This is a genomic window from Bradyrhizobium sp. ISRA464, assembly GCF_029910095.1.
Classification (GTDB): domain Bacteria; phylum Pseudomonadota; class Alphaproteobacteria; order Rhizobiales; family Xanthobacteraceae; genus Bradyrhizobium.
The window spans coordinates 8,352,420-8,378,282 of record NZ_CP094526.1 but is presented as its reverse complement, the minus strand read 5'-3'; the positions used below and the strand labels follow the sequence as shown (position 1 = coordinate 8,378,282).

The window sequence follows — 25,863 nt, the reverse complement described above, 5'->3', positions numbered from 1 at the left end:
CGCCCATAGATTCAGAACCTTCAGGAAGATGCAACTGTAATGCTAGGTCTCCCGCACGACAAATCCGGCGGCGCCGAGTCTGGCCAGCACGTCTTCCAGATGCGCGCGGTCGCGGGTCTCGATCACGAGCTCCAGCAGCGTTGCCTTTGCCGGCAGATCGGAGAAGGTCCGCTGATGCGAGACCTCGATGATATTGGCGCCGGCATCGGCGAGCAGGATCGACACCGCCGCGAGTTGCCCGGGCCGGTCGACGATATCGAGCGCAAGCTGTGTCAGCCGGCCTTCGCGCGCCAGCTCACGGGTCAATACCGAAGCGATCAGGCGCGTGTCGATATTGCCGCCGGTCAGCACGAGGCCGACCTTGCGGCCGGCAAAGCGCTCCGGTCCGGCGAGCACGGCGGCGAGCCCGGCCGCGCCGGCGCCTTCGACCACGGTCTTTTCGATCGAGATCAGCGTTGCGACCGCGCGCTCGATCTGGTCCTCGCTGACGAGCAGAATGTCGTCGACCAGAGCGCGGCAGATTTTGGTGGTGATCTGTCCCGGCGCCTTAACTGCGATGCCCTCGGCGAGCGTGTCGCCGCGCATCGGCAGCTGCTCGCCGCGGATAGCGTTGTACATCGATGGATAGAGCCGCGCCTGCACGCCGATGACCTGGATCGACGGCTTCAGCGCCTTCGCCGCGATCGCAATGCCCGAGATCAGCCCGCCGCCACCGATCGGCACCACCAGGACGTCGAGGTCGGGCACGGCCTCGAGCATCTCGAGCCCGATCGTGCCCTGGCCGGCAATGATCAGAGGATCGTCATAGGGATGGATCAGGATCAAGCCGTGCTCGGCGGCATACGACCCGACGAATGCGAAGCACTCCTCCAGCGTCTGCCCGGTGATGATGACCTCGGCGCCGTGACGCCGGGTGTTCTCGATCTTCACCATCGGCGTGCCGATCGGCATCACGATGGTGGCGGGAATGCCGAGCCGCTTCGCATGGTATGCCACGCCCTGGGCATGATTGCCGGCCGACATTGCGATCACGCCGCGCTTGCGCTCCTCGGGCGACAGCGCCTGCAGGCGGTTGAGCGCTCCGCGCTCCTTGAAGGTCGCGGTGAACTGCAGGTTCTCGAATTTGAGGAACAGGCGGCAGCCGCAGATCTCGCCGAGCGTGCGGCTTTCGTTGCACACCGTGACCATGACCGAGTCACGGATAACCGCGGCGGCGCGGCGCACGTCGGCGAGCGTCACGGCGGCTTGGGCACTGTCGGGATCTTGCGGCATCCGCTGGCTTCGCTTCGAACGTTTCGGAAAGCGAAGCCTACCGGGTTTCGAGGCCGAAAACGACCGCGCTATCGCCCGGTTAGCACTTCTTCCTCCGGCCTGACCGGCCGGGCCAGCTCGACCTCATCGCATTTCAGGCAGACCAGCGCGGTACGAAAATGCTTGTCGAGCGCAATGGTTCGCGTCCTGCCGCACTGGCAGCGCATCGGCTTATCCATGAGAGGTCGGCCCAGGTTCAAGATGCAAGTGAAGCGTCCGCTTAGCTAGCCCGGTCCGGTTAACCTAATATGACTTGCGGCTGAAAAAGTGTCGCCGGCCTCAAAAGAATCCCGGGCCGAGATCGAGGCCGTAGGTGGCCCTCAGAATCGCAACGAACAACACAGCGAGTGCGAGCAAGAAAAGATTTCGGATAACGCTGATTTGCAACGAATTCGCCGAAAACGCACGAACGATCGATTGAGCCAGAGCAGTCATTTGCGACCTCCAACGCTAGGAGCCTGTCCAGTTAGCTCCGGGAAGGCGGGCTAATGATAGCGGCTCATGCGACCCTCGCCAGCTTGACGAGGTTGTGAGCGGTGCAGATCAGGGCCCATTCGGCCTTCACTTTGTCGATGCCGCGCAGCAGGAATTGCCTGAACCCTCTTGCCTGTTTGATCTGTCCGAAGACGGGTTCGACGATCTGCTTACGCAAGCGGTAGCGACTTCGGTAGCCGGCGCGCTTGAGCTTGGTGCTCATCCTGGCGATCAGCGATCCGGCTCTTGAAGCCGTTTTCGCAGTGGCGGACGGGGTGCCGTGCTTCTGCCTCCCGGTGGCGATGTAGCCCTCGATGCGCCGCCGCTTGATCGTGCGAAGATTGGCGGCGGAGCAGTAGCCGGCGTCGGCCGACACTTCGTCGGGATTGGTCCCCAAATTGGCCCTGATCCCGTCGAGCAACGGCGCCAGTTGCGCCTGATCGCTGGAGGAACCGGTCAGCGTCTGCGCCACGATGATCTGATGGGCACCATCGACCGCGGCCTGGGCGTTGTAGCCCTGGATGTAACCGTCCTTGGTCTTCAGGATGCGGCTCTCCGGGTCGGTGAAATTGCGTTGCGCCTTGCCGTCGGGCTCGGTTTTCGTCGGCGTCTTGCCGCTCTTCTTGCGGCCTTCGGCGACGCGACGCTCCTCGGCCTCGGCCCGCGCCTTGCTCTCCGCCTCGGCTGCAGCCTTGGCTTCGGCCTCCAGCGCGGCCTTGGCCTCGCGTATCTTCTCAAGCCGCTTCTGCTTGTCGGCCACCCAATCGGGCATTTCGTCGCCGCGCTGGTCGCCGTAGCGCTGGTCCTCCTCCGCATCGGCGGCCTCGGCGGCCTTGAGCCAGCGATCGACCTCCGCTTCAAGCTCCGCTTCCCGCTTCTTCATGCGATCGTAGCTCATCGCCTTGTGCTTGGACGCGTTCGCCTTGATCTTGGTGCCGTCGAGCGCAACGTGCCCGAGCTTCACCAACCCGGCCTTCTCGGCGAGCTTCAGCACCTGCACAAACAGGTCGGCCAGCGCCTTAAGGTGCCGCCGCCGGAACTCCGAGATCGTGCGGAAGTCCGGCGGGTCGCCGGCCACGATCATCATGAAATCCGCCCGCTCCACCGTCGCCTTGGCGATCCGCCGCGACGAGTAGATGCCGCTCGCATAGCCGTGCAGAAGCAGCGCCGTCATCATCCGCGGATCAAACGGCGGCTGACCCAGCCCACTCCGGTAGCTGCCGAGGAGCGCCGATAGATCAAGGCTTTCCCTGACCAGCGACACGATCAACCGCGAAACGTGATCTTGCGGCACATAATCCTGCACGCGCGGCGGCAGAAGCTGGGCCTCATCGATCTTCCAGGGGCGAAATTCCTTGCTCATCGCTATGTAAGGAATCAGACTCGCACCCTCTTGACCAGTCACTACTCAGACAGGCTCCTAGTGCGGACTAGTCACACATGGATTACGGCGCAGGCGCCGAAAAGCCGACCGAAGAAGAAGCCGACGATCTGCGGCAATCGCTCATAGACGCAGGATGGCGGAGGCACGCGCGTTTATCGAACCGGATGCGGGCAATCGGAAGGAAGCCGAGGTCAGCCTCCCGTGCGGCTTTTGCGATCGTTAGATCTCGCATGGTCTCACCTCGATACGGAGAATGGGGTCCGTACCGTAGTACTGAGTCAAGGGGCGAAAAAGATTCGCGGCGGCCTCATAACCGCGTCGTCACGGTGACCAGCCAGTCTGGCATGGCGCGCGTCAGGGCGGTCTCGACGATCTTGTCGAGGCCGGTAAGGACAAAGGCGCCGATGCCAACGAAGGCCGCGCCCATCAGAGGCTTTCCGATGTGCGACACGCGCGCCAGCCAATCGCGGCGCGCGAAGATGGCTTGCCTTGAGCCGTAAGCGAGAGCCAGGATCGGCGTTGCGGCGCCGAGACCGAAGCTGATCATGGTGGCCGCGGCGTTCGTGACGCTATTGCCCTGAGCTGCCAATCCGACCGCCGCCCCAAGCGTCGGACCTGAACAAGGAGACCAGATCACTCCGAGCAGAGCGCCAAGGACGAACTGGCCTCCGATCCCCGACGGGTGAAGTCGGTCAAGCAGTACCTGGCCCCTTGTCGCGACTGGCGTAGCGATGGTTGCCAGCCTGCCCTGAAGCGCAGGAACGAGAAGCACGATTCCGACGCCCGCCAACAGAGCCGCAACGACGAGGCGCAGCGTCGATTCATCGACTCCGACGCTGAAGCCGATCGATGCGATGACAATTCCGACGGCTGCGAAAGAGGTCGAAAGTCCCGCGGCCAGCGCTAGCGGTCCCCATGCGCTCGATCACCCCGAAAAGGACGATGGGCAGAATAGGCAGCACGCAGGGCGACAACGTCGATAACGCGCCGGCAGTGTAGCCGAGTACCACGTTACTGATACCGAACACCGTCAGAATGCCTTGGCGATCATTGCGCGAATGATCGCGGGATCGGTTTCGCCGGTTGAGCGCGCAACCTCCTTCGCGCCGTGGAAGACGATCAGCGTGCTCTGGTGCTGGACACGGAACTGCTTCAAGATGTCCTTTGCTGTATCGAAATCGACTTCGTAGACAACCAGATCCGGCTTTTCTTTCTCGATCTGCTCGACGATCGGCCGCTGCTGCTTGCAGGTCGGACACCAGGACGCGGTGACGTCCACAAGGATGGCCTTTTCCCCAGCCTGTGCGGATTGAAATGCTTTGGCGTCGAACGGCTGTTCTGCCCAAGCGACGACCGACGAGGTAAGAAGCGTCGCCGCGACCAGCAAAGCTGTAGAGTGTTTTGAAAGCATATCTGTCGATCTCCGTCGGATACCCTACGGACAGTTCGCTCGGAGTACCGAAAATGTTACCTTGAGGCCTTAAAGACTCTGCCATCGTACCGCGACGGGACATTTGCATTGGGATAGACCGGAGCAGGGCCGGATCGCCTGGTCACCACTGGAAAGAACCTCGAATCTGCTCACTTCATCCCAAAATCTCTTCGACCTGAAGCGCCGGCGATATGCGAGGAACGGCGGGCCGGAACGCGATGAACGGCAGCAGCGGATTCGGCAGCCAGTACATCCATCCGACAAACGGCTCACGCGCTCCGTTGGGGAGCCGCAGATCAAGCCAAACGTACAGAAATTTATAGATGCAAAGTCCCGGCACCCAGTTTGGTCGCAGGTGGCTCGTCCTCAGGTATTTGCGCCTGATGTAGAGATTTCCTTCAAACGGCGTGATGCCCCAAAGACCGAGCGGCCCTTCGGCAATGACCTCGCCGCTCGATCGATGGGTGATGCGGACAGAGCGCGGAGATGTTGTACGCATGTCGTTTCCGCTCCATTGCCTCGAACCGAGCACTTTCCATTTTGGTGCCGACCCCGTGGAGCCCAGCGCATTGGCGGGGACTTCGCTCTTATAAGTTCGCTCCTGACGCGGGAAGGTTACCCGAGGAGGTCGCCGTCAGGGGGAATCTCGCGGTGCGATAGCAGCCACCCCGCCAACGCCTAGCGCCGACTTCGGCTTACCCATAAGATTCGGCTTACCCATAAGATCGGTCGATACCGACGTAACATTCGGCGGGCCAAGAACGAACGGGTCTAAAGCGCGACTTGCGGTTCCGGGGTGGGATAGGACCTGAGCGGCAGCTGGGTTCAACAATGCCGCGCTGCGCCAAAAGCTCGACCGTCTGGAGATCGACGGAGGTAAGGCTATGAGCACGAACTTGTCAGGCGCCGTGCGGGCCTGTGTCTTCGATGCTTACGGAACGCTATTCGACTTTGCGTCCGCCGCGCGCCGCTGCCGCGACGTACTTGGCGATAGCTTCGACAAGTTGACCACCCTTTGGCGCGAAAAGCAGCTTCAATACACCTGGCTTCGCGCCGCGCAAGGATGTCACGCTGATTTCTGGCAGGTCACGGGCGATGCTTTGGACTTTTCGTTGGAGACCCTGATGCTGGATCGAAAGGGGCTCCGCGATCGTTTGATGGAGCTCTATTTGACGCTCGACACGTTCCCGGAAGTGCAAAGCGTTCTCGAGCAGCTGAAGGCTGCTGGTTCAAAAACCGCGATCCTGTCGAACGGAACGCCCGCAATGCTCGATTCGGCCGTAAAGAATGCGCGGATCGACAGCTTGCTTGATGCGGTACTGTCGGTCGAGGAAGTTGGCGTCTACAAGCCGGATCCTCGAGTCTATCAGCTCGCGGTTGATCAACTGGGCATTCCAGCCTCGCAAATCTCTTTTCAGTCTTCCAACGCCTGGGATGCCTACGCCGCATCGTCCTTCGGGATGAAGGTCGTCTGGTGCAATCGCTACCGACAACGCAAAGAGCGTCTGCCCGGAAACCCCGACCACGAAATCGAAACGCTAGCCGAACTGCCGAGAATCGTCGGAGCGATCCGACAAATGTAAAGGCAAGTGGGAGATAAATGTCGATGTTGAGGCTCGCTTGTCGTTGTGCGTTCTCCGATGGCGTGCCTCGCCGTTCATTTCTAGTTGCTCTTGTTGTTGGGACGGTGCTGAACGTCATCAATCAAGGCGACGCACTCTTTGGCGCAACGCCAATCAATTGGATCAAGATCATTCTGACTTACTTCGTCCCGTATGCTGTTTGCACCTATGGAGCGGTCTCGTTCCAAATGCGCAAGATCCGCCAATAGTGATGCTCTTGTTGCCCCGATCTGAAAAGTCCTGCGCCGGAGTTGCCTTATCAACGAAACCCCAGGACGCCGCGCCAGGAGCCACCTCTACTGCATCATGTTCCGCATGATCGCCGGCATGCCCTCATCGACAAAGCCGGTAATCTCGCGCGCGTGCGCCTTGATAAGCTCGATCATGTCGGGATCTGACGCCGTCTCGGTTATTGCGACGCCCTTTGGTGTCACCTCCAATTGCCGGCTATACCGACCGGTGTTCTGAAACAGCACCGGCACTGTTCGGCTCATCGGATATGCAAACGGCCGATCCTGATCGATCCGCGTGTACATGTCGGCGACATGCTTCTGAATGAGCGCAGCCACTTCCGGATCGTCCGATTCGGTGACGGTCCGGACACCGTCCGAGAGAGCCGTCACTTTGCGGTGGATTGCGGCGTGGCGGCGAAAGAGCTGCATGCCGGTCCGCATCGGGCCCATCATGTCGCCCATGCCGCCTCTCATCATGCCGCCCATATGGTCTTCCATCATTCCGCCCATGCCGGGCATCATGGTCTGGGCGCGGCCGAACCGGGCGAGCAGGAAGCTGATGACAGTTCCAGCGGCGGCGAGCACTCCCTTGAGCAATGACCTACGGTGCATGACCGGCATCTTTATCTCCAATGATTCGCTCGATTGGCGTTCGACGCTCCCGCCGCGCGAGGTCGGATTCGGCGGCCTCGCGCCGACGCCGCGGCTGACAGCGCGCGGCCGGACTGAAGATCATCCAGGATCGGGCAGTCTGGCCTGTCGTCGCCCCGGCATTTTTCGGCGAGGTGCAGAAGGGCCTTCTTGATCGTTTGCAACTCGGCGATCTTGCGATCGAGATCGTCAATGTGGCGCAGCGTAAGGCGTTTCACCTCGGGACTTGGCCGCCTGCGGTCGCGGTAGAGTGCAAGGAGTTCCTCCACTTCCTGGAGCGAGAAACCAAGGCCTCTTGCGCGATTGATGAAGCGGAGGATCTCGACCTCCTTGTCGCCGTAGGCGCGATACTTGTTCTCTCCGCGCGCCGCCGGGCTGACGAGCCCCACACTTTCGTAGTAGCGGATGGTCTTCGGCGGTACGCCCGAGCGCTGCGCCGCCTGGCCGATCGTCATCGCATCCATCTTACGGTCCTCCAACTTGGGTTACCGCGGTGAGCGCCGGGTCAGATGGCTTGACAACACGCGACGCCTTGCCGACGCCAGCCGGCCGCCAGCGACGCAATAGCAGCGCGTTCGTCACCACGCTCACCGAGGACAGAGCCATCGCTGCGCCCGCGATCACTGGACTGAGCAGCCCGAAGGCGGCAAGCGGCAGGCCCACCACATTGTAGATGAAGGCCCAGAACAGGCCCTGCCGAATCTTGTTGTAGGTTGCTCGGCTCACCGAGATTGCATTCCCGACCAGCAGCGGATCGCCGCGCATCAGCGTGATTCCCGCGGTCTCCATCGCGACGTCAGCACCGGTACCCATCGCGATACCAACATCAGCTGCGGCGAGTGCCGGCGCGTCGTTGACGCCGTCCCCGACCATGCCGACTCGCCTGCCTTCCTTCTGCAGCCGCTGCACCTCGTTCGACTTCTCGCCGGGAAGAACGCCCGCGAGCACGCGGTCGATCCCGACCTGAGCCGCGACGGCCGCAGCGGTCCGCTCGTTGTCGCCCGTCAACAAAACGGTCTCGATTCCGATATCGTGCAGGTGCCGCACGGCGTCGCTCGCCGTCGGCTTCACCGGATCGGCTACGGCAATGATGCCCAGCAATTCGGCTGAGGTGGTGAGCTCGGCGACCCACATGACCGTGCGGCCTCGCTCCTCTAGGCGAGCGGCCTCGGCAACGAGCGGATCGAGGCTCACGCCGTGCTCAGCCATGAGCCGGCGGTTGCCGATCACGATCCTGCGCCCGTCGACGTTGGCCGTCAGCCCAAGGCCGGTGTGGCTCTGGAAATCCACGAGCTTCGGGAAGCTCAGTCCCTTTGCTTTCATCAGCACGGCCCTGGCGAGCGGATGCTCACTGCCGGTCTGGGCAGCACCTGAGAGCGCCAGCAGCTGCGCTTCATCGACGCCGTGGCAGACAATTTCCGTGACCGCGGGCCTGCCTTCGGTGATCATGCCGGTCTTGTCGAAGATGATCGTATCAAGCCGGTGCGTGCGCTCGAGCGCCTCGGCGTCGCGGATCAGGATGCCTGCTTTCGCCGCAGCACCCGTGCCGACCATCAGCGCAGTTGGCGTTGCGAGGCCGAGCGAGCAAGGGCAGGCGATGACCAGCACCGAAACCGCGGCAACGACGCCCGCCGTCATATCTCCGACCATCAGCCACCAGCCCAAAAAGGCCGCCAGGGCGATTGCCAGCACGATCGGCACGAAGACCGCAGCAACGCGATCGACCAAGCGCTGCACCGGCGGCTTCTTCGTTTGGGCGTGCTCCACCAAGGCGATGATCCGCGACAGGCTCGACTGTTCGCCGACCGCGCTCGCCTGAGCCCGGAGGAGACCGCTGCCGTTGATCGACCCTCCGATGATCTTGTCGCCGGCGGCCTTCGGCACCGGCAGGCTTTCACCTGTCAGCAGGCTCTCATCGACCTCGCTCCGTCCGGTCAGTACTGTGGCGTCGACTGGAATTCTTTCTCCAGGCCGCACCACCACGATCTCGCCGACGGCAACATCGGCGACCGGCACCTCGATCTCGCCGCCGTCGCGCTCGATCCGCGCGCGCTCCGGGCGCAGCGACATGAGCGCCCGGATAGCAGCGGTGGTCGAGCGCTTGGCGCGGACCTCAAGCCAACGACCGACCATGATCAAGGCGATGACCACGGCCGCCGCCTCAAAGTAGAGGTGACCGCCCGGCGGACCGGCGAGCATCAGGTAAACGCTGTAGAAATATGCGGCCGAGGTGCCGAGCGACACCAGGAGGTCCATATTGCCAGTGCGGGCCCGCAGGGCTCGCCATGCGCCTATGTAAAACCGCCAGCCGACGCCGAACTGGACGGGGGTGGCGAGCGCGAACTGCAGCCATCCAGGCAGCATCATCCCGAACATCGGCAACAGTAACGGCGCGCTCAGCACGACCGCGGCGATGATCCGCCATGTCTCGCGCCGAAGCCGCCGGTCTTCGGCCGCGACGATCGCTTCATCGCGTTCGCGATCACCGGTCAGCAATTCGGCGCCGTAGCCGGCCTTCCGTACTGCGGCAATCAGATCGGATGGTCGCAAGACGCCTGCAATGCCCTCGACGGCTGCCTTCTCGCTCGCGAGGTTCACTTCCGAGTGCGTGACACCCGGCACCTGCTTGAGGGCCGCTTCAACACGCCCGGCGCAGGTGGCGCAGCTCATGTCCGAAATCGCAAGCTTGCGGGTTTCCCGTCGCACCTCGTAGCCAGCGCCCACCACGGCTTCGGCGAGGGCGACGGGGCTCACCTGGGAGCCGTCGTACTCGACATCTGCGTGCTCGCTCGCGAGGTTTACGGTTGCCGTTACTCCCGGCAACGCTGAAATCGCCTTCTCGACCCGTCCGGCGCAGGTCGCGCAGCTCATGCCTTCGATGGGCAGAACGACATGTTTTCGTTCAACGGCCGCCGATTGGGCGGTGCTCTTTGTTCGTTCCATTTGTTGCACCCACATTAAGGACGTTCAGGCTTTTGAGGCGCCGTACCCTGCGCCCTCGACTGCGGCGATCAGCGCCGCCGGGGTGGCCGCTCCATTCACGACAGCGAGACCGAGATCGAAGTCGACGGTCGCGTTGTCCACGCCAGGTACCCGTCGCAGCACTCGCTCGACTGTCCGCGCGCAACCGCTGCAAGTCATCCCTTGGATCGCGAGCGTTACGGCACCCGGGGCTCGAATATCGGCAGATCCATTCATGGCAGGCTTCCCACATACATTCCTGTTAGGTGGAATGTGCACCTTCCAGTCGCTGGAAGGTCAAGGCGCAGGAAAGAAAAAGTAGGTGTGAGGGTTCATGGACTGAGAACTCGGCATGCAACAGAGCCTGTGGCCCCTAGTCGCGGCATCCCTCGCGTAGGCGCCCCCTGAGAGCCTCGCGCGTCGGTAAACCGGACGAGGCTGTGCCTTGACCTTCCATTTACGGGAAACACTACGTTCCAGGACACCCGAACGTTGGGCAGAATCTCTAACGAGTGGAGGCTAGTCATGACTTCATATGGAACTCCGCGTGGAGACAGGCAGTCCAATGCCTGGCAGGATTGGGCGAACCTGATCCTGGGGCTTTGGCTCTTCGCTTCACCTTGGCTGCTGCACTTCACTGGTGCGACGGCAGCGGCTTGGAACGCTTGGATCTTCGGGGCTATCATCGCGGTCCTCGCCGCAGTGGCCTTGTACGAGGTACAGAGGTGGGAGGAATGGACCAATGTTGTGCTCGGCCTTTGGGTCGCCATCTCACCCTGGCTCCTTCGCTTCAGCGGTGATCAGGTGACCATGCGGAACGCTTTGATCGTCGGTATCCTCGTTCTCTGCATAGCGGGCTGGGAGCTCTATGAGCTTCCCGCTCGGCCAAGCACCCAGCAGTGATGTGAATATGCGCATAATTTCCCCGTGCTCTTGTGAGACCAACTCTCGAGAGCGCGGGGATCTCTTCGCATTCAGTTGAAGCATTCGGGATAGACTCCCGCTGCGCCCGCGCTACGCTATGGAGCGACAGCAGCCTGAGAGCCCTGCCATGTCCATTTCCGCATGGATCATTCTTACCCTCGTGGTGGTCGTCGTGCTGCTCGGCTTTGCGAGCTACAACCGGCTCGTCGCGCTGCGCCAGCAATGTAATCAGGCTTTCGCCGATATCGACGTTCAGCTTAGGCAGCGTCATGATCTTGTCACCAACCTCGTCGAAGCCGTGAAAGGCTACGCCGGCCATGAGCGCGGCACCCTCGACGCGGTGGTGCAGGCGAGGAACGCCGCAGTGGCGGCGCGAGGCTCTGCGGCAAAGGCAGAGGCCGAATCCACGTTGGGCGGTGCGTTGCGCCAATTGTTCGCGTTGGCGGAGGCTTATCCGAACCTCAAGGCGAACAGCAATTTCCAGCAACTTCAGGCCGAATTGACCACTATCGAGAACAGGCTCGCGGCCGCACGCCGAGCATTCAATGCCATGGTGCAGGGGTATAACAGTATGATCCAGCAACTTCCCACCATGCTGGTTGCGCGCGCTCTTGGCTTTGCACCGCACGAATTCTTTGGCGTTGGCAATGAACGCCGAGTGGTCGACGAGGCGCCGCAAGTAAGGTTTTGAGACCTTGGGTAAACTTCGAGCGACGGCGGTCACCAGCGCAGCAAGCGAGGCCCGTGCAGGGTGCCGATTTCGGTGCACAGGGCTATCATCAAGCCATACTAGAGTGCCACGAGGGCAAAGATTATGATGCGCATGGAGTCGCTTGCTTAACGCACGCAAATTCGCATTGCGCTTGGGTGTTGTCCCCGGCCTATGAGAACGGCGCGAAACTGAACCGCGGCCCTTGTGCGGGGGAGCGCCAGGTGCTTGCGAAGTTGGGCGCAAGCCCGGCCTGCGCCTCGCTCGGCAGACACCTCATGGGTGGAACTCGAGCAACCCGCGGTCGTTTATAATCGCATGGCACCCCGGTTTATGATGGCACCTCGAATGACAGTTCCAACGCGCCGGACTTTCTTCCGGCTATTGGGTGCAGGAATGTGCTTTGCCGTTCTCTCCGGATGCAGCGAGGACAACGCCCCGAATACAGGATCTTCAGTCGATATCTCAGGCAGTTTGCCTCAGCTGGCCTTCACGATGCGCCGGGCCGCCGATGGTCGGGAAGTAACGGCTGCCGACTATCGTGGAAAGGTCGTTCTCCTATACTTTGGTTATACTTCCTGCCCTGACATATGCCCGATGACGCTTTTCAACCTGACGACGATGCTTGGCAATCTCGGCACACTCGCCGATCAGATTCGCGTCCTGTTCGTCACGATCGATCCCAACCGCGACAGCCTGGACGCCTTGAAGCAGTATACAAGTTCCTTTGCGCCGCAGATTGTCGGTTTGCGGGGCACACCTGATCAGCTTGCAGCGCTTGCGAAGCGCTATCGCGTCGCCTACTCCGTCAAGCCGATTGCGGGGACTGGCGATTATGAGGTGACGCACGGCACAGGCGTCTATTTGTTCGACAGGGAAGGAAACGTGAAGCGGCTGTTCGCAGGGCTGGAAAGACCTGCGCCTCGCGACCTGAAAGCAATGACGCAGGATGTGCGCAATGTTCTCGCCGCGCCATCCGAGCGGGAATGGCTCGCACATCTCCTGCACATTTCTTGACCGGAGGCCCGTCATCCAGTCCAAAGCCTTGCCTCGATAGAGGTCGAGCACAACCGAGCGTGGCCGCTGCTCTCCTGCTGCGCTTCACTGTAACGTCGCGATGCATTCAGGACCAGGATTAACGCAAGCACGCTCATCATTGCCGGCGGAATCCATATCACGAGGCCGCCGAGCGTCTGATCTGCCAAAGCACCAATCCCGGGAAATAGGCGACCGCACAGATCGTAACTGGGATAGAGGTCGCGGCGGCTGAATGCGATCAGAGCGCCGCCGAGAATCTGTGGAAACATGACGCCGATGGCGAGCATCGCCCTGACGGCAAAGGAGGTGCGGGCAGGCGGTGAGGGGCGGGGATCGAGGACAAGGCACCAAAACAGGATCCCGTCGACAACCATGCTCCAATTCATGATCGCGAATAGGCGGGGATCGAGCATGGCACGGAAATGCACCGCTGGAATCAGCCAGAAGAAGATGATGCCTACGAACAGCGTCGCAGCGAGAATCGGTTGCTGCACAAGGTTGACGGCGCGTAGTACCAGATGATGCCGCGCCAACGCGCGCAGTGTCCGTGGCATGCCGTGAGCGATTGTCGCGCCCGGCCAGGAAAGTGCGATCAGCAAAGGCCCCAGATGATGCATCACGACATGCTGGATCCGATTGAGCACGAACATATGCTGGGCTGCGTACTCGAAATGCGTCTGCAGTACCGAATAGATCGCAAGCGTACCGGCTAGAAAGCCTATCCGCTGTATCGGCGAAGGCCTGTTCGGCGCTTCCGTGCGGACGAGACCGCGGGCAAACCACCATATCACGAGCCAAGTGCTTACGAACTCAACCCAGGAGAAGTCCCACGGCGCCCAGAGAGGCATGGCCGAGGCATGAGCGGCGCTTAGCCACCAAAAGAGAAAGGCGGTGACGATCAGCAGGGTGCCGGCCACCAGGTCGCTCCACTCGACGGCGGTGGTGCGACCGGCCGGCGGCTCCTCGCGGTTGCCGGCTCGATGCGCGTCCTCCGCTGCGTTCTTTGCAGGACGCCAAGGCGTGGTGTCTCTGTTGATCCTGTCCGTCGCGGTCATCTCCATTGAAGCGCCTAGCGAATGAGCGGCAGCGTTTCGAACGTGTGGTAGGGAGGCGGGGATGGCAAGCTCCATTCGAGTGTGGTGGCGCCGGCGCCCCAATAGTTGGCCTCATGGACGTGCCGGCCCGCGAGCAGGGTGTACGCAAACACGCCAAGACCGAATACGAAGGAAATTGCGCCGAGATAGGCGCCAATCGAGCTGATGAAATTCCAGCCGGCAAAGGCTTGGGGATAGTCGATCACGCGGCGCGGCATGCCCTCCGCGCCTAGCATGTGCATCGGGAAGAAGGTCAGGTTGACGCTGACAAAGGTCGCCCAGAAATGGAGCTTGCCTGCCCATTCCGGATATTGCCGGCCGCTGATTTTGCCGATCCAGTAGTACAAGCCGGCGAAGAGGCCGAAGGCGGCGCCGAGTGACATGACATAGTGGAAGTGCGCGACAACATAGTAGGTATTGTGTGCGGCGACGTCGAAGCTCGCGCTGGCGAGATTGACACCGGTGACCCCGCCCACTGTAAAGACGAAAATGAAGCCAAGGGCCCACAACATCGGAGTGCGCAAGTCAAGCGAGCCTCCCCAAGTGGTGGCGATCCAGGAAAATACCTTGATGCCGGTAGGTACCGCGATGACCATGGAGGCAAACGAGAAGAAGAGTTGCGCCTCCAGGCTGATCCCGGTGACGAACATGTGGTGAGCCCAGACGATGAAGCTGATCAGTGTGATGCCCACCAGCGCAAAGACCATGCCGACATAGCCGAATATGGGCTTGCCGCTGAAGGTGGCGATGACCTGGCTGATCACGCCGAAGGCTGGAAGGATCATCATATAGACTTCCGGGTGTCCGAAGAACCAAAACAGGTTTTGAAACACCATGGGATCGCCCCCTTCGGTGGGGTCAAAAAAAGCGGTACCAAAATTGCGGTCGACGAGAAGCATCGTGATGGCGCCGGCCAGAACCGGGATCGAGATAATCATCAGGATGGCAGTGCAAAGGATGGCCCACGGAAAGAGCGGCATCTTGAACAGATGCATCCCCGGTGCGCGCATGTTCAGGATGGTGGTGATGAAGTTGATCGAAGCCAGGATCGAAGAAGCTCCAGACAAATGGATCGACAGGATCGCCATGTCTACGGAAGGGCCCGGCTGCCCGGTGAGTGAAGCCAGGGGCGGGTAAAGAGTCCACCCCGTACCTGGGCCGCTTCCAACCAGGAGCGACGATATCAGCATGACCAGGCCGGCGATGAAGAGCCAGAAACTCAGATTGTTCAAGCGCGGGAACGCCATGTCCGGCGCGCCGATCATCAACGGCACGAAATAGTTGCCGAACCCGCCGAACATCGCAGGGATGATGACAAAGAACATCATCAAGAGGCCGTGGGCGGTCACGATCACATTGTAGAGTTGCCCGTCAGGATTGCCGGCCGCGTCCTTGAGGAATTGCACGCCGGGGGATTGCAACTCCACGCGCATGACGATGGAGAGGCCAACCGCCAGGATACCGGCGAGCGTTGCCCCGCAAAGGTAAAGCGTGCCGATGTTCTTGTGGTTGGTGGCTTCAAGCCAGCGCTGCGCGAAGGATTCGGGCGCTTCGCTGGCAGGCTCAGGTAACGCGACCTCGGTCATGCTTAACCTCCGGCAACCTTATTCGACGCGAGCGTTTCCCCCTGCCGGCGCGGCCCCATGCACGCCCAGCAGAGACACGTTCTGCTCTTTCTGCTTTTTGACCCAGTCATCAAAGGCCTTCCTCGAAACGGCCCGGATGCCGATCGGCATGAAAGCGTGGTTCTGCCCGCAAAGCTGGGAGCACTGCCCGTAGTAATCTCCCTCTCGGTCGATCCGCGTCCAGATTTCGTTGATGCGGCCCGGGATCGCGTATTTCTGCAATCCGAGTGAGGGGACCATGAACGAATGAATGACGTCGGCTCCAGTGACCTCGATGCGGATCACTGTCCCGACCGGCAGGACCGCGTAGTTGTCGACGGCGAGAAGGCGGACACTGTTCTGACCCTGTTGCGATTTGAGCTTGGCGTCCGGCAGGATCGTGCTGGTGATGTCGAGATTGCCATTGGTTGGATACTGATATTCCCAATACCATTGGTGACCCGTGACCTTCAGTGTCATCTCGCTCGCCGGAATGACATTGTAACGATAGACCAGGCTAAACGAGGGTACGGCGATGCCCACGAGGACGAGGCCCGGAAGCACAGTCCATAGGAGCTCGAGGGGGGTGTTATGCGTCCTCTCGGATGGCACGGCGTTTCTCGATTTTCGGAAACGCCAGACCGAATAAAAAAGCAGGATCGCAACCAGCGAGCAGATGGCCAGGTCGACGCTGAATAACAAGTTGTGGAACCTGAAGAGGTCTCGTCCGAACGGTGTGCCAGCGTACGGAAAATTCAATTCCCAGTCGACCGGCATGCCGAGGACCACCTTGCCGACGCCGCTTGCGTCAGCACGCTGAACCCAGTCTTGGCTCGCAACCACGCCAAACATCGAGGCGATGCCACACACCGCCAGGGTTATCACGAGGAAGACGAGACCGTTCTTCATTCTGGACATGAGTGTCCACCTTCGGCCCCGACTAAATTGAAAACGCTGCTGGAGACTTCTCGTGCCTATCGCGGCGCTTCACGAAGTCGTGCGGCAGAGCGAACGATTTTCTCGATTGAAGCGATCCGCGTGGCGCCGCTCCAATCGTCGAGTGTGCCTCGTCCTTCGTCTAATCGAAAGCCGACGCGGTGGGTGACCGCATCTTTCGCCTACACGTCCAGGCGTGGCTTTGCCGCAGTCGGTAAACCGGGGGTTGCCGTGTGCCTTCGTCCCGGTACTGAGCTGGTGTTCGAGAAGGACATTGAATGGGGTTGGCCCCTTTTCAGGTTCTTCGAGAAAAGGCAGGCGACCGGAAGGCTGGTGCGCTTTCGGCAGGTCAACCTGGGCTGGCCCGATACGCATCACGATGCTGTCGAGTTTCCGAACGGGCAAATCGTGTTACTCACCGCTCTGCGCCCAGGGCAAGAGGCGACAGTATTGCAATTGCCTGTTGCCCCAGCCGCAGTTCGCCAGGAGCGGCCGATAGTGAGTGAGGCCAATGGTCCCGTCGTCGATCCGGTGCCGACCCGATCCGGGCTAGCCGATCGCTCCGGGTGGTTCTTGTGTGGTGAATTATCGGTTTGGTGATGACCCGCATTCGTCCGTCTCGACAGTCAGACACATTGAAAATCGGTAACACCGGAACGTACGCAATTTGGCAGGGTTTGTTCTTTGAAGCGTGTTCACGTATGAGGAAGAAGTGAGATGTGCATGATGAAACGCCTGTTGCTCGGCGTCAGCTTCGTGGCACTTTCCGCCGGAGCGGCCATGGCCGCGCCAGCGGTCGTCGAATCCAGTGTTAACCTGCGAAACGGCCCGGGAACAGAGTTCGCCGTGATCGCTACGCTGCCCGCGGGGGCCACCGTCAATGCGACCGACTGCGCCGTCGGGTGGTGCCGAGTCTCCTATGACGGAGAGGAGGGCTATGCCAGCCGAGCCTATCTCGACATCGAGACAGCCGCAGTCGAGCCGTATTATTACCCATCGTACGGGTATTACGGCTATTACGGGCCGTATGCGTACTATGAGCCATTTGCTTACGCTTTTGGGCTCCCCGACGAGGGCTTTGAATTTGGGTTCGTCGGTCACCGACACGAATTCAGACACGAGCGCGGCGAGTATCGCGGCGAGTATCGAGAGTCGGCCGGGCCTTACCGGCTTGGCGGGACCCGCGTGTTCGCCACCCGTCAGATCGGTCATCCCATGCGTGCGTTGGGCGCTCGGCCCCAGTTCGCGGCGCATGGTTTCGCTGCGTCCCGTGGCGGCGAGCCGCACTTCGCTGCCGGTCGGATGGGCGCCATCGGCCACGCGATGCCGGGTGGATTTGGCGCGCACATGGCTAGCATGGGCCACGTCGGGGCAGGCATGCGCCATGTTGGCGGACCAGGTTTTGGCGGCGGTCATCATCGCTGACGGCCGGGTGAATCGCTCCGCGGGGCGTTCATGACCTTGCCGGATGCGGTGTCCACGGAATCACCCTCAGCGGCATCGCGAAGGATAAAGTCGCCATCGGCGGACCGCATCGCCAGATGCCGCTGATGCAGCCGGACAACCGCCGAGCGATGTCCGATGGATACGATGGTCGAGTTCGGCAGCCGACGAGCCAGGACGGCGTAGAGTTTGGCCTCCAGCTTCTCATCCACGGCGGACGTCGATTCGTCCAGGAAGAGCCAGTCCGGCCGCATCAATAGTGCGCGTGCGATGGCCACGCGCTGCTGCTCGCCGCTCGACAATTGTTGTGACCAGACGTCCTCGCGGTCAAGCTGATCGACGAGATTGGGGAGATGGGCGTCGACCAGCGCGCTGCGGATGTCATCGTCCGAGTAGCTGCCGGGCAGCGCCGGATAGCTGACGGCCGCGCGCAACGTGCCGATGGGAAGGTAGGGCTTCGGCGGCACGACCATCGCGTTTGTGCCATCGGGACCGCTGATGCGGCCTTCGCCGTAGGGCCATATTCCCGCAATTGCGCGAAACAATGTCGACTTGCCGGATCCTGATGGACCGGAAATAGCCACGCTTTCACTGCCCGCCAATTCGAGATGGCCAGTCCTAACGACAGGCCGTCCGTCCGGCAGCAAGAGCTCGACGCCGTCAAGGACGATCTTGCGCTCGCCGTCGGCGCTTGCGACGTGGGCCGGTCCTGCGCCCTTGAGCGCTTGCGCTTGTTCGATCGCGACGTCGAATGAGGTCAGACGATCGACTACCGACTTGAACGCCGCCAGATAGGTGTAATAGGTCACAAAGAAGGTCAACGCCGTCGCCACATGGCCGAACGCTTGCGCGGTCTGCGTCATCACACCGAGTTCGATCTTGCCGGCAAAATAGAACGGCGCTGTGAAGACGAAAGGGATGATCGGTGAGAGCTGGCCGAACGTGGCTGTAAATGCCGTGACTCTCATGAGACGAAAGATGACGGCCAGGTAGTTTGCGATAAGCGCGGAGAAGCGATGCCCGACCGCGTTGTTCTCTGCCATCTCTCCGCCCAAGAGTGCGACCTGCTCGGTGTATTCGCGAAGTCGAGCAAGCGAAAACCGGAAATCAGCTTCCCTGTGCTGGCGCTCGAAGTAGAGGCCGATCAGAGGCCGGCCGATAAGATGGGTGATGAGCGTTCCGCAGGCCGCGTAGATCAGGGCGACCCAGAACAGAAAGCCGGGAACAATGATGTTTGTGCCCGGGAGCGTGAACGCTTTCGACAGGCCCCATAACACGACGGCAAAGGAAACGAATGAGCTGACGGTCGATACGAGCAGAATGGAAAAATCGTAGATGCCGTAGGCCGTGACCGACCCGTCGGAGCCGCCGTTGATGAAGCGGAAAATATCCTCGGCAATGCGCTGGTCGGGATTGTCGGTCTGGCCGGCGACGAGGCTGATCCTGTAATGATTGTGGTGGGTCAGCCAACGCGATACGAAATGGTCCGTCAACCAGCGCCGCCAGCGGATGACCAGCATTGAGCGCATGAAGAACTCGACAACCGCCATCGTTACGTATGTGAAAGCCCAAGGCGTGAAGACGAGCAACAGCTGTTGCCAGAACACTGCCGCATTGCGGGTTTGTATGGCGTCGAACCAGGCGCGGTTGAAGAAGTTCAGCCGAATGAGGATACCCACCTCCGCCTGGTTCAGAAGCACGAGGGCAACAACGAGGGCGACGGCGACGCGCCGCTCGGGCGCATTGAAAGGGCGAAACGGCCAGACACGCGCCGGCGCCAGTTCGGCGGCATTGAAATAGCGGTCGGCGATCTGCATGATCTGGCGCACCGTTCCGAGCTGCGCCACGACGTAGACGATGATCGAGAAGATCGCCAACGTCAGCGGCAGCGTGTCAGGCGGCAGATAGTGGGCATACGGGGCGGGCCACAAGCCGCCCTGACCGGCAATCACGACGAGTCCAGAAATCATCGTCTCGGTCGAGAAGATGCCGACGAAGACCTTGAGAAAGGCCGATATCCCGGTCGAACGGAAAGTCGTCAAAGCGCTGATCAGGACCACCGCAGCGAGAAGCGCATCGGGAGGAGATTGTTCAATTGCGGATTGAAGCAGCGCGATAAGGCCAGTCAGGGCGAGGCCGACGCTCAACGGTTTCATGGAGGTTTTTTCCAAGTCCTCGATGCCAGCGCCTGATCAGTCGGCATTGCCGCTTCGCTGATCAGTGTTGCCTTGATCTCCCGCGACCCCGCTACCCGGCTGGGTTGGCTGCGCAAACAGGCTTGTTGTACCGCGCTCCGGTCGTCCGTTCGTGCGGCATCGCCTGTCGCTGTCGTTTTCTTCTCGCGAGAACAAACGGTCCAACCAAAGGTTCCCCGCGGATCGCGTGGTCCGCCAGGCATGACATGGAATTAATGGAACCTTTCGTCCGTGATCCCCTGACTGCAGCACGAGTGCGGTGGCACGTCGTGCTCAACGACGATCGGCCTGGGGCGGGAGTTTTGTAGAGGAGATCAGTCTCCTTGATGGATCGCGATAGAATGGTGTTGTGGCGCATCATAGCCAAGCTTCTGCGCTTGTCCGACAATACTATGATCGAGATACGGAACGCCGCCTCAGCCGTTGCACTTGTCGATTCCAGAAGATCGGTCGACGTCATCTTCAGTGTGGTATGCGTCTCAGGCACGACGAACGGAACGTCTCCTCATCCCTGGCCGCGCGAGCACTCCCCGAAGGCTCTGCCGTCTCGCCAGAGCCCGGGCGATCTCTGTTCGCGATGACATCGTCCATGATGTTAAGGCGCGCTCGACTAGGCAAATTGTTTGCGGCCCGCCAATGCGCCACACTCAATTTGATGTTGTCGATAGCTGGCGATCGAGCGCGCCCATCGCCTTGCCGAACTCTTCCCAGTTGCCTAGCTGCAATGCCTTCTTTGCTTGGTCCAAGGCCTTTCTGGCCTGATCGATGCTCATTTGCTTCCGCCCGTTTCCGCTTTGACCCGTCGTCAGTGCTGGCCCTGTCGCCGACTGTTGCGGCCTGAAAAGGTCGACGAGCGCCGCATCAAGTGTCGGCGCCATCGTCACCTTGCCGTCGGCTGCGACGATGACGCGCTTGAGCTGCGGAAAGGGAATACCCGTGGCCGTCAGGTAAATCGGCTCCACGTAGAGAAATGAGTTCTCGACCGGAGTGACGATTTGCCTACCGCGAATAACATGTGAGCCGCGCTGGTCCCACAGGGAGAGTTGTCGGGAAATGTTGGTATTCTGGTCGATCATGGCCTCGACCTGGCTCGGTCCGTAGATGAGCTTTTCTTTCGGCAACAGGAAGACGATGATCTTTCCATAGTCGGGAAAGTCGCATTTTGCTGCCATCCACGCGATCATGTTGTCGCGGCCCGGCGGAGTGAACGGAGTCATGAGCAGATACTCGAGCCTCTCGCTGCCGGGCAACTTCATCAGGACATAGTACGGCTGCATGAAATGCGTCTCGCCCTCGTAGTGCTCGTTCGGAAACTGCCAGAGGTCCTCCTGATTGTAGAAAACCTGAGGATCCGTCATGTGGAAGAGCCTGTATTGGTCGGCTTGGATCGCGAACAGGCCTTGGGGATAACGCAAATGGCTCTTCAGGTCTCCCGAGAGCTTCGAGAGGTCGGCGAACACGCCCGGGAATGCGCGACGATAGACGGCCAGTATCGGGTCTGCAGGATCCATCGCGTAGAATCGGACCGTGCCATTATACATGTCGATCACAACCTTCACTGAGTTCCTGATGTAATTCAGACCGCTGGTCAGCTCGGTGTCGGCCTCTGCGGCAGTCGTTGGAGGCGGGACCATGTGGCCGCCCGGATTGACCGCGAAGCCTCTCCTTGCCTCGACGTGACTCTGCTGCACGGGCGCGCGCGAAGGATTTGAATACGGGAAATAGTCGGAAACCGTATAGGCGTCCTCAATCCAGTACAGCTTGCCATCGCTGACCACGGGATAGGGGTCGTCGTCAAAACGCAGAAACGGGGCTATCTGCGCAACTCGCTCGCGGACGCGGCGCCAGATCTGAATACGGCTCTCCGGGTTTAGATAGGACGTCAAGAGAATGTTGACGTCGCCCTGAGTCCAGGCAAACAGCGCTCGCTTCCAGAAATTGTCCAGTGGAACGCCCCCGCTGCCTGCGTAGCTGGTGTAGACGTTGTCGTCGCCCTTCGGATAATCGAATTCCTTCACGCGAGTGGCGACAATTCGATATCCCCGCATTGATTTGCCGTAATAGATTTCCGGCCGTGTGACCTGTAATCCGAAATCTGATCGCGCCGGTATATTGTCGAGGATGTATTGCGGGACACCGTCTCCCGCGGTCTTCGAAACGAAGTTCATGACGACGCCGTTGCCGTGCGTGAACTGCAGCCGTTCATTGACCCAGGTTTGAGCTTTTGAAGGGAGCTTTGACGACAATTCCCTGGTCGAAAGCATGACCTGGTGGTAACCGTCCGCGAGGCGATAGCGGTCTGTACTGACGTTGTAGAACTTGTAATAGAGGCGGATCGCCTGGGTCTGCTGATAGGTCTGGAGCAGAGGGCGATCATCCCATAGCCGAATGTTGCCGGTTGTATCCTGATTCCTGGCAATTGCCGCAGACGTCAAATCCGCGAGGGCCGGATAAGAGGCGTCCTTGACCTTCTCGAGCCCGTAGGCTGTCCGGGTAAACGCAATGGATCTTTTGAGATAAGGGGTCTCGAGGGCTAACTCGTTGGGTTGAACGACATAGTGCTGAACAACGGCCGGCAGCAACAAGACGCTGAGCGAATACAGGACAACATATGCGACGGTGCCCGTCGTGATGGTACGCATTTGCGGTCGAAACAGGCTGATTGCTAGCAGCAAGCAGGATGCGATCGAGACGCCCAGCATGAACATTAGCGCGATCCGGGTGACATGATCGGCGGCATAACCCGCTCCGTAGACGACTCCCAGCGTCGAATAGACCAAATTGTAGCGGTCGAGATAGAACTCCCAGCCGGCGAGTGCGACCAGAACCAGGAGCAGTGCAGACGTGTGCCTGATCGCGCTTCGGGTGGTATGCGATGTGAGGTCGCCGCCGATCGCCTGAAACGACGAGCCGATAATATAGACCCCGACGACCGCAGCGAGCGTGACGAAAGCCAGATAGCCGAGAAAATGCTGCTCCAGTTCGTAGAAGGGCAGGTGGAAAAGATAGAAGCCGATATCGATGCCAAACAGAGGATCGCGCAATCCGTAGTCGCCGCCGTAGCGAAAGCGCAGGTAGGTGTTCCAATTCGAGCTGAAGGCGAGGGCGAAGGCCCAGGCGACGATACCGCTGGTCCCGATTTCAGCCGCCCGCAGCCAGGCGAGTCCGTACTGCTGGGTGCGCACGTTGCGGGTCGCAGTCCCCCAAGGGCCGCCAAGGTCCTCGGTCGGGAATCCGCCGTGCAAAAGAAAGGCGCTGCGGATCGCCTGTCGAAGGTTGGACCAGAAGAACAGGAAGGCGAACACAAAGCCAAGGAAAAACATGCCCCATTGGACCGAGAGCAGGGTCCGGAAGATTTCGAGATAGCCGAGTTGTCGCATCCACAGCCACTTCTGGAGATAGGCCGGGACTTCGAGCAGGATCGCTCCTATCAGGATAGCTAAAACAAGATACAACCCCCATCGTCGGGGCGATCCTTGGGGTGCGAGGCCGGTGTCCCGGTTTCTCGGCGGTTTGGACCAGCGCCATTCCCGGCGCACCGGCTCTGTGGCCATTTTCGATCACTTCATCTGGCGGGACCAATCAGGCTGACGAAACCGAACTTTGGGTGGCGACATCCCAGGATCACGTGCACCTTTGACCGTCTGAGATCGCGAGCGACGCTCTATCCCTTGCGCGCAACAGGTCGAGCGCAAAAGATGGATTCACTCGCAGCAGGCTCGCCAAGAGAGTTGGATCAGTCGGCGATCGCAACTCACGCTGGCCGGTTCGCTGAATGCAGGTCCGATCAGCTTGGTCTCGTGCTGAGCAACTAGAGCAACAGAAAAGTCGTTCGAAGGTTCCCGCTGGTAGTCACCGGCGGTCGCTCCCAGCGGTCGGCGCGAATGAACATTTCGTAACAAAGCGAAGCGGCGACCGTGCACTCGGATCCTCGACGGGCCGTCGCAGGAACTTGCGCCGCTTGTCGTTCGCGACGTCTTCAAGGTCATCCGCGGGGCTCGTGCCTCTGGAATTTCCGTGCTGCTGGTGGAGCAAAACGTCCGCGCCGCGTGACGCTGCAGGCTGCATCAGCAATTGACCAGATCATCTGCCTTGTCTGATGCAGACAGCAACTTTACAGAAGTCCTCGGTCTGGAAGTGCGTCGCCGACGGTCCTCATGAAAACATCGTCATGATGGATTGAAGGTGATCAGTCGCCGCAGCCAGGAGCTCGTTGTAGCTGGTGTGGCCCTGCGCAGCAGCCTTGAGAATGCATTCTGCGAGAAAAGCCTTGGTTGCTGTGTTGGAGATCTTCGGAGGCACCTTCGACATCACATCCTCAAGCGCGCTCCGCATGAGCGCAACAAGCTCGCGATCGAATTGTGGCACGGTGCCCTCCGCTGTCTATTGCAATCTCTCTTAGTGCGGTTATCCGCTGGTCTTGACCTCTTGGCTATGTCGGCTTGTGCTTGCTGCCTCGCTGATTTGCGTCTGCCCTCGGCTCTGGCGCCCGGCGTCGTTGCTTGAATTGAACTCGACAACGCGCCTCCGCCCGGAGCGCGTACCGGGTGATGTCATTGTCTGCATGATCAATCTGGAAAGCTTCGATGCAGAGCCGAACAAAATCAACTTAATTCCGGGCGAAGCGATCATGAAATCGGAGAAAGGTTCGCGCTGTGCGGCGTACGGTTGGCCGATCCGAAATCGTCCGAACTACAACAGGCGCCTTACGTGGAGAATGGGCATCGCTCGACCAAACCAGAGTTCGGCGTCGTCGTCGGCATCTGTACTCACCTAGGATGCATCCCGCTCTATGAACCGCAGCCCAATCCGACGTCGCCGCCCGCCAACTGGCCCGGCGGTTACCATGGCTCGAAGCATGATCTGGCCGGGCGCGTGTTCAACAGCGTGCCCGCGCCCTACAACCTCCCAATCCCGCCCTATCATTTTCTGAGCGATACCATGATACGCATCGGCGAGAACCCGTCGGATTCCAATTTTGAATTCTCCTCGATCAAGCAGATCTGAATCTGTCTCGACTGCCGATCGGCCTCGATGCTAGCCTCCAGCCTTGCCCTTCTGTGATGGGCTTTGCGCGCTGCCCGACGAGGCTGGTGCAGCGGCCTGCGGCAGCGGCACGGGATTATCCGAGAGAGTGCGCAGATAGGCGATCAGGTTGGCCCGCTGGCCAGAACTCTGGATTCCACTGAAAGTCATCTTGGTTCCGGGAATATAGCCTTGTGGGTGGGTCAGGAATTTGTCGATCTCGTCGAAGGTCCATTTGCCGCCTTTGGCCTTCATCGCAGCCGAGTAGTCGAACCCTGGATGGGATGCCCTCGGCCGATCGACCACGCCCCAGAGATTCGGGCCGACCTTGTTCGGGCCGCCCTTGTTCAGCGTATGACAGGTCATGCAGACCTTGGTCTCCGACTTGCCGCGATTGACGTCCGCGCTGGCAAGGCGGGTCGCGATCGGTGCTGGCGCCTCTGTCCTCGCAGCCGGAGCGGATGAGGCCGGCTGCTGAGCCGCGATCTGGAAGCCTGGCTTGGCCGGCTGAACGGGAGCGAAGATTGAGTTTGCAAGAAGGTGGACACAGAGCACCACGATGCAGCCCGCCAAAATCGCTCCGAGGACCTTGTTCAGCTCAAAGGAATCCATGGCGGTCGATGCGCCGATTGAAGGTGGATTCGGTTGCCACCTTGGCCGGATGGCATATGTGGCGTCCGGCCCCCGCCACGATCAACTTTCGAACGTTCGTCGATCCTCTTTGTTCCGAACAGTCTGACAAGCGGCGCGCATGAGCGGCATCCGCAAAGGGCTAAAGCTACCAACGTGAACTTCCAACGTGAATTCATCTTGAGATTTGTGGTCGG

The 25,863-nt window shown here is 60.5% G+C and carries 25 protein-coding genes; 8 read left to right on the top strand and 17 right to left on the bottom strand.

The features are described from left to right. Positions 1-42: 42 nt before the first annotated feature. The 6 genes from MTX19_RS38820 to MTX19_RS38795 form a co-directional block, all read right to left on the bottom strand. Positions 43-1,272: a threonine ammonia-lyase gene (locus MTX19_RS38820; protein WP_280981871.1), complete on the bottom strand. Its 1,230-nt coding sequence runs from the start codon at positions 1,270-1,272 to the stop codon at positions 43-45. A gap of 318 nt (positions 1,273-1,590) precedes the next feature. Beyond that, positions 1,591-1,746, bottom strand: coding sequence for a response regulator (locus tag MTX19_RS38815; protein ID WP_348638259.1), 156 nt, complete (start codon positions 1,744-1,746; stop codon positions 1,591-1,593). 64 nt (positions 1,747-1,810) lie between these two features. Further along, positions 1,811-3,148: an IS1182 family transposase gene (locus MTX19_RS38810; RefSeq protein WP_280979491.1), complete on the bottom strand. Its 1,338-nt coding sequence runs from the start codon at positions 3,146-3,148 to the stop codon at positions 1,811-1,813. Positions 3,149-3,476: 328 nt separating this feature from the next. Next, on the bottom strand, positions 3,477-4,025 hold the full coding sequence (locus tag MTX19_RS38805) for a cytochrome c biogenesis protein CcdA (RefSeq protein WP_280984640.1): 549 nt from the start codon (positions 4,023-4,025) through the stop codon (positions 3,477-3,479). A gap of 174 nt (positions 4,026-4,199) precedes the next feature. After that, entirely contained in the window at positions 4,200-4,556 is a 357-nt protein-coding gene (locus MTX19_RS38800; protein ID WP_280981870.1) for a thioredoxin family protein, read from the bottom strand. A 199-nt stretch (positions 4,557-4,755) separates the two neighbouring features. After that, complete coding sequence (locus MTX19_RS38795; protein WP_280985772.1) at positions 4,756-5,133, bottom strand: hypothetical protein; 378 nt, start codon at positions 5,131-5,133, stop codon at positions 4,756-4,758. Positions 5,134-5,485: 352 nt separating this feature from the next. On the opposite strand from MTX19_RS38795, the gene MTX19_RS38790 reads away from it, so the two are divergent. Both MTX19_RS38790 and nrtS read left to right on the top strand, forming a co-directional pair. Continuing rightward, entirely contained in the window at positions 5,486-6,184 is a 699-nt protein-coding gene (locus tag MTX19_RS38790) for a haloacid dehalogenase type II (RefSeq protein WP_280985771.1), read from the top strand. A gap of 17 nt (positions 6,185-6,201) precedes the next feature. Next, a complete protein-coding gene (gene nrtS, locus MTX19_RS38785) occupies positions 6,202-6,432 on the top strand; it encodes a nitrate/nitrite transporter NrtS (RefSeq protein ID WP_280981867.1) in 231 nt (76 codons plus the stop codon). Positions 6,433-6,519: 87 nt separating this feature from the next. Here the strand turns inward: nrtS and MTX19_RS38780 are convergent, their stop codons facing one another. From MTX19_RS38780 to MTX19_RS38765, 4 genes are read right to left on the bottom strand one after another with little or no spacing between them, the layout of a single operon-like run. Then, positions 6,520-7,077 (bottom strand): hypothetical protein, encoded by a 558-nt coding sequence (locus tag MTX19_RS38780; RefSeq protein ID WP_280981866.1) that lies wholly within the window; start codon positions 7,075-7,077, stop codon positions 6,520-6,522. A 2-nt stretch (positions 7,078-7,079) separates the two neighbouring features. Next, positions 7,080-7,562 carry a Cu(I)-responsive transcriptional regulator gene (gene cueR, locus MTX19_RS38775; RefSeq protein WP_280984639.1) on the bottom strand — a complete coding sequence of 161 codons (483 nt, stop codon included), beginning with the start codon at positions 7,560-7,562 and terminating at the stop codon, positions 7,080-7,082. Positions 7,563-7,572: 10 nt separating this feature from the next. Then, positions 7,573-10,050 (bottom strand): heavy metal translocating P-type ATPase, encoded by a 2,478-nt coding sequence (locus MTX19_RS38770; protein WP_280981865.1) that lies wholly within the window; start codon positions 10,048-10,050, stop codon positions 7,573-7,575. Between the two features lie 24 nt (positions 10,051-10,074). Further along, positions 10,075-10,305 (bottom strand): heavy metal-associated domain-containing protein, encoded by a 231-nt coding sequence (locus MTX19_RS38765; RefSeq protein ID WP_280981864.1) that lies wholly within the window; start codon positions 10,303-10,305, stop codon positions 10,075-10,077. A 288-nt stretch (positions 10,306-10,593) separates the two neighbouring features. On the opposite strand from MTX19_RS38765, the gene MTX19_RS38760 reads away from it, so the two are divergent. The 3 genes from MTX19_RS38760 (at position 10,594) to MTX19_RS38750 (ending at position 12,718) form a co-directional block, all read left to right on the top strand. Then, positions 10,594-10,971 carry an SPW repeat protein gene (locus MTX19_RS38760; protein WP_280981863.1) on the top strand — a complete coding sequence of 126 codons (378 nt, stop codon included), beginning with the start codon at positions 10,594-10,596 and terminating at the stop codon, positions 10,969-10,971. A gap of 148 nt (positions 10,972-11,119) precedes the next feature. Next, positions 11,120-11,683 carry a LemA family protein gene (locus MTX19_RS38755; protein WP_280981862.1) on the top strand — a complete coding sequence of 188 codons (564 nt, stop codon included), beginning with the start codon at positions 11,120-11,122 and terminating at the stop codon, positions 11,681-11,683. Positions 11,684-12,049: 366 nt separating this feature from the next. Then, positions 12,050-12,718, top strand: a complete 669-nt coding sequence (locus MTX19_RS38750; protein WP_280981861.1) for an SCO family protein — start codon at positions 12,050-12,052, stop codon at positions 12,716-12,718. Positions 12,719-12,729: 11 nt separating this feature from the next. Here the strand turns inward: MTX19_RS38750 and MTX19_RS38745 are convergent, their stop codons facing one another. The 3 genes from MTX19_RS38745 to coxB are packed head-to-tail and all read right to left on the bottom strand — an operon-like array spanning position 12,730 to position 16,355. Further along, entirely contained in the window at positions 12,730-13,800 is a 1,071-nt protein-coding gene (locus tag MTX19_RS38745; protein ID WP_280981860.1) for a cytochrome c oxidase assembly protein, read from the bottom strand. Between the two features lie 8 nt (positions 13,801-13,808). Beyond that, positions 13,809-15,419, bottom strand: coding sequence for a cytochrome c oxidase subunit I (gene ctaD / locus MTX19_RS38740; protein ID WP_280981859.1), 1,611 nt, complete (start codon positions 15,417-15,419; stop codon positions 13,809-13,811). Between the two features lie 18 nt (positions 15,420-15,437). Then, positions 15,438-16,355, bottom strand: a complete 918-nt coding sequence (coxB, locus tag MTX19_RS38735) for a cytochrome c oxidase subunit II (RefSeq protein ID WP_280985770.1) — start codon at positions 16,353-16,355, stop codon at positions 15,438-15,440. 27 nt (positions 16,356-16,382) lie between these two features. Between coxB and MTX19_RS38730 the strand changes: the two genes are divergently transcribed. Next, positions 16,383-16,973: a hypothetical protein gene (locus tag MTX19_RS38730; RefSeq protein WP_280981856.1), complete on the top strand. Its 591-nt coding sequence runs from the start codon at positions 16,383-16,385 to the stop codon at positions 16,971-16,973. Between the two features lie 123 nt (positions 16,974-17,096). After that, positions 17,097-17,798 carry an SH3 domain-containing protein gene (locus MTX19_RS38725; RefSeq protein ID WP_280981855.1) on the top strand — a complete coding sequence of 234 codons (702 nt, stop codon included), beginning with the start codon at positions 17,097-17,099 and terminating at the stop codon, positions 17,796-17,798. Here MTX19_RS38725 and MTX19_RS38720 read toward each other — a convergent pair. The 3 genes from MTX19_RS38720 to MTX19_RS38710 form a co-directional block, all read right to left on the bottom strand. After that, positions 17,789-19,987, bottom strand: coding sequence for an ABC transporter ATP-binding protein/permease (locus MTX19_RS38720; RefSeq protein ID WP_280985769.1), 2,199 nt, complete (start codon positions 19,985-19,987; stop codon positions 17,789-17,791). The two genes, MTX19_RS38725 and MTX19_RS38720, sit on opposite strands and share 10 nt — an antisense overlap. Positions 19,988-20,658: 671 nt before the next feature. Next, positions 20,659-23,565, bottom strand: coding sequence for a UPF0182 family protein (locus MTX19_RS38715; protein ID WP_280981853.1), 2,907 nt, complete (start codon positions 23,563-23,565; stop codon positions 20,659-20,661). A gap of 601 nt (positions 23,566-24,166) precedes the next feature. After that, positions 24,167-24,379: a hypothetical protein gene (locus MTX19_RS38710; RefSeq protein ID WP_280985768.1), complete on the bottom strand. Its 213-nt coding sequence runs from the start codon at positions 24,377-24,379 to the stop codon at positions 24,167-24,169. Positions 24,380-24,679: 300 nt separating this feature from the next. Between MTX19_RS38710 and MTX19_RS38705 the strand changes: the two genes are divergently transcribed. Next, positions 24,680-25,018: a hypothetical protein gene (locus MTX19_RS38705; RefSeq protein WP_280981852.1), complete on the top strand. Its 339-nt coding sequence runs from the start codon at positions 24,680-24,682 to the stop codon at positions 25,016-25,018. 30 nt (positions 25,019-25,048) lie between these two features. On the opposite strand, the gene MTX19_RS38700 is transcribed toward MTX19_RS38705, so the two are convergent. Next, positions 25,049-25,648 carry a cytochrome c family protein gene (locus tag MTX19_RS38700; RefSeq protein ID WP_280981851.1) on the bottom strand — a complete coding sequence of 200 codons (600 nt, stop codon included), beginning with the start codon at positions 25,646-25,648 and terminating at the stop codon, positions 25,049-25,051. Between the last annotated feature and the right edge of the window lie 215 nt (positions 25,649-25,863).

What these genes read in the sequence shown, in the direction of transcription:
- MTX19_RS38820 (WP_280981871.1), bottom strand. Translation starts at nt 1,272, where the DNA reads ATGCCGCAAGATCCCGACAGTGCCCAAGCCGCCGTGACGCTCGCCGAC.
- MTX19_RS38815 (WP_348638259.1), bottom strand. Translation starts at nt 1,746, where the DNA reads ATGACTGCTCTGGCTCAATCGATCGTTCGTGCGTTTTCGGCGAATTCG.
- MTX19_RS38810 (WP_280979491.1), bottom strand. Translation starts at nt 3,148, where the DNA reads ATGAGCAAGGAATTTCGCCCCTGGAAGATCGATGAGGCCCAGCTTCTG.
- MTX19_RS38790 (WP_280985771.1), top strand. Translation starts at nt 5,486, where the DNA reads ATGAGCACGAACTTGTCAGGCGCCGTGCGGGCCTGTGTCTTCGATGCT.
- nrtS (WP_280981867.1), top strand. Translation starts at nt 6,202, where the DNA reads ATGTCGATGTTGAGGCTCGCTTGTCGTTGTGCGTTCTCCGATGGCGTG.
- MTX19_RS38780 (WP_280981866.1), bottom strand. Translation starts at nt 7,077, where the DNA reads ATGCCGGTCATGCACCGTAGGTCATTGCTCAAGGGAGTGCTCGCCGCC.
- cueR (WP_280984639.1), bottom strand. Translation starts at nt 7,562, where the DNA reads ATGACGATCGGCCAGGCGGCGCAGCGCTCGGGCGTACCGCCGAAGACC.
- MTX19_RS38770 (WP_280981865.1), bottom strand. Translation starts at nt 10,050, where the DNA reads ATGGAACGAACAAAGAGCACCGCCCAATCGGCGGCCGTTGAACGAAAA.
- MTX19_RS38765 (WP_280981864.1), bottom strand. Translation starts at nt 10,305, where the DNA reads ATGAATGGATCTGCCGATATTCGAGCCCCGGGTGCCGTAACGCTCGCG.
- MTX19_RS38760 (WP_280981863.1), top strand. Translation starts at nt 10,594, where the DNA reads ATGACTTCATATGGAACTCCGCGTGGAGACAGGCAGTCCAATGCCTGG.
- MTX19_RS38755 (WP_280981862.1), top strand. Translation starts at nt 11,120, where the DNA reads ATGTCCATTTCCGCATGGATCATTCTTACCCTCGTGGTGGTCGTCGTG.
- MTX19_RS38750 (WP_280981861.1), top strand. Translation starts at nt 12,050, where the DNA reads ATGACAGTTCCAACGCGCCGGACTTTCTTCCGGCTATTGGGTGCAGGA.
- MTX19_RS38745 (WP_280981860.1), bottom strand. Translation starts at nt 13,800, where the DNA reads ATGGAGATGACCGCGACGGACAGGATCAACAGAGACACCACGCCTTGG.
- ctaD (WP_280981859.1), bottom strand. Translation starts at nt 15,419, where the DNA reads ATGACCGAGGTCGCGTTACCTGAGCCTGCCAGCGAAGCGCCCGAATCC.
- coxB (WP_280985770.1), bottom strand. Translation starts at nt 16,355, where the DNA reads ATGTCCAGAATGAAGAACGGTCTCGTCTTCCTCGTGATAACCCTGGCG.
- MTX19_RS38725 (WP_280981855.1), top strand. Translation starts at nt 17,097, where the DNA reads ATGATGAAACGCCTGTTGCTCGGCGTCAGCTTCGTGGCACTTTCCGCC.
- MTX19_RS38715 (WP_280981853.1), bottom strand. Translation starts at nt 23,565, where the DNA reads ATGGCCACAGAGCCGGTGCGCCGGGAATGGCGCTGGTCCAAACCGCCG.
- MTX19_RS38700 (WP_280981851.1), bottom strand. Translation starts at nt 25,648, where the DNA reads ATGGATTCCTTTGAGCTGAACAAGGTCCTCGGAGCGATTTTGGCGGGC.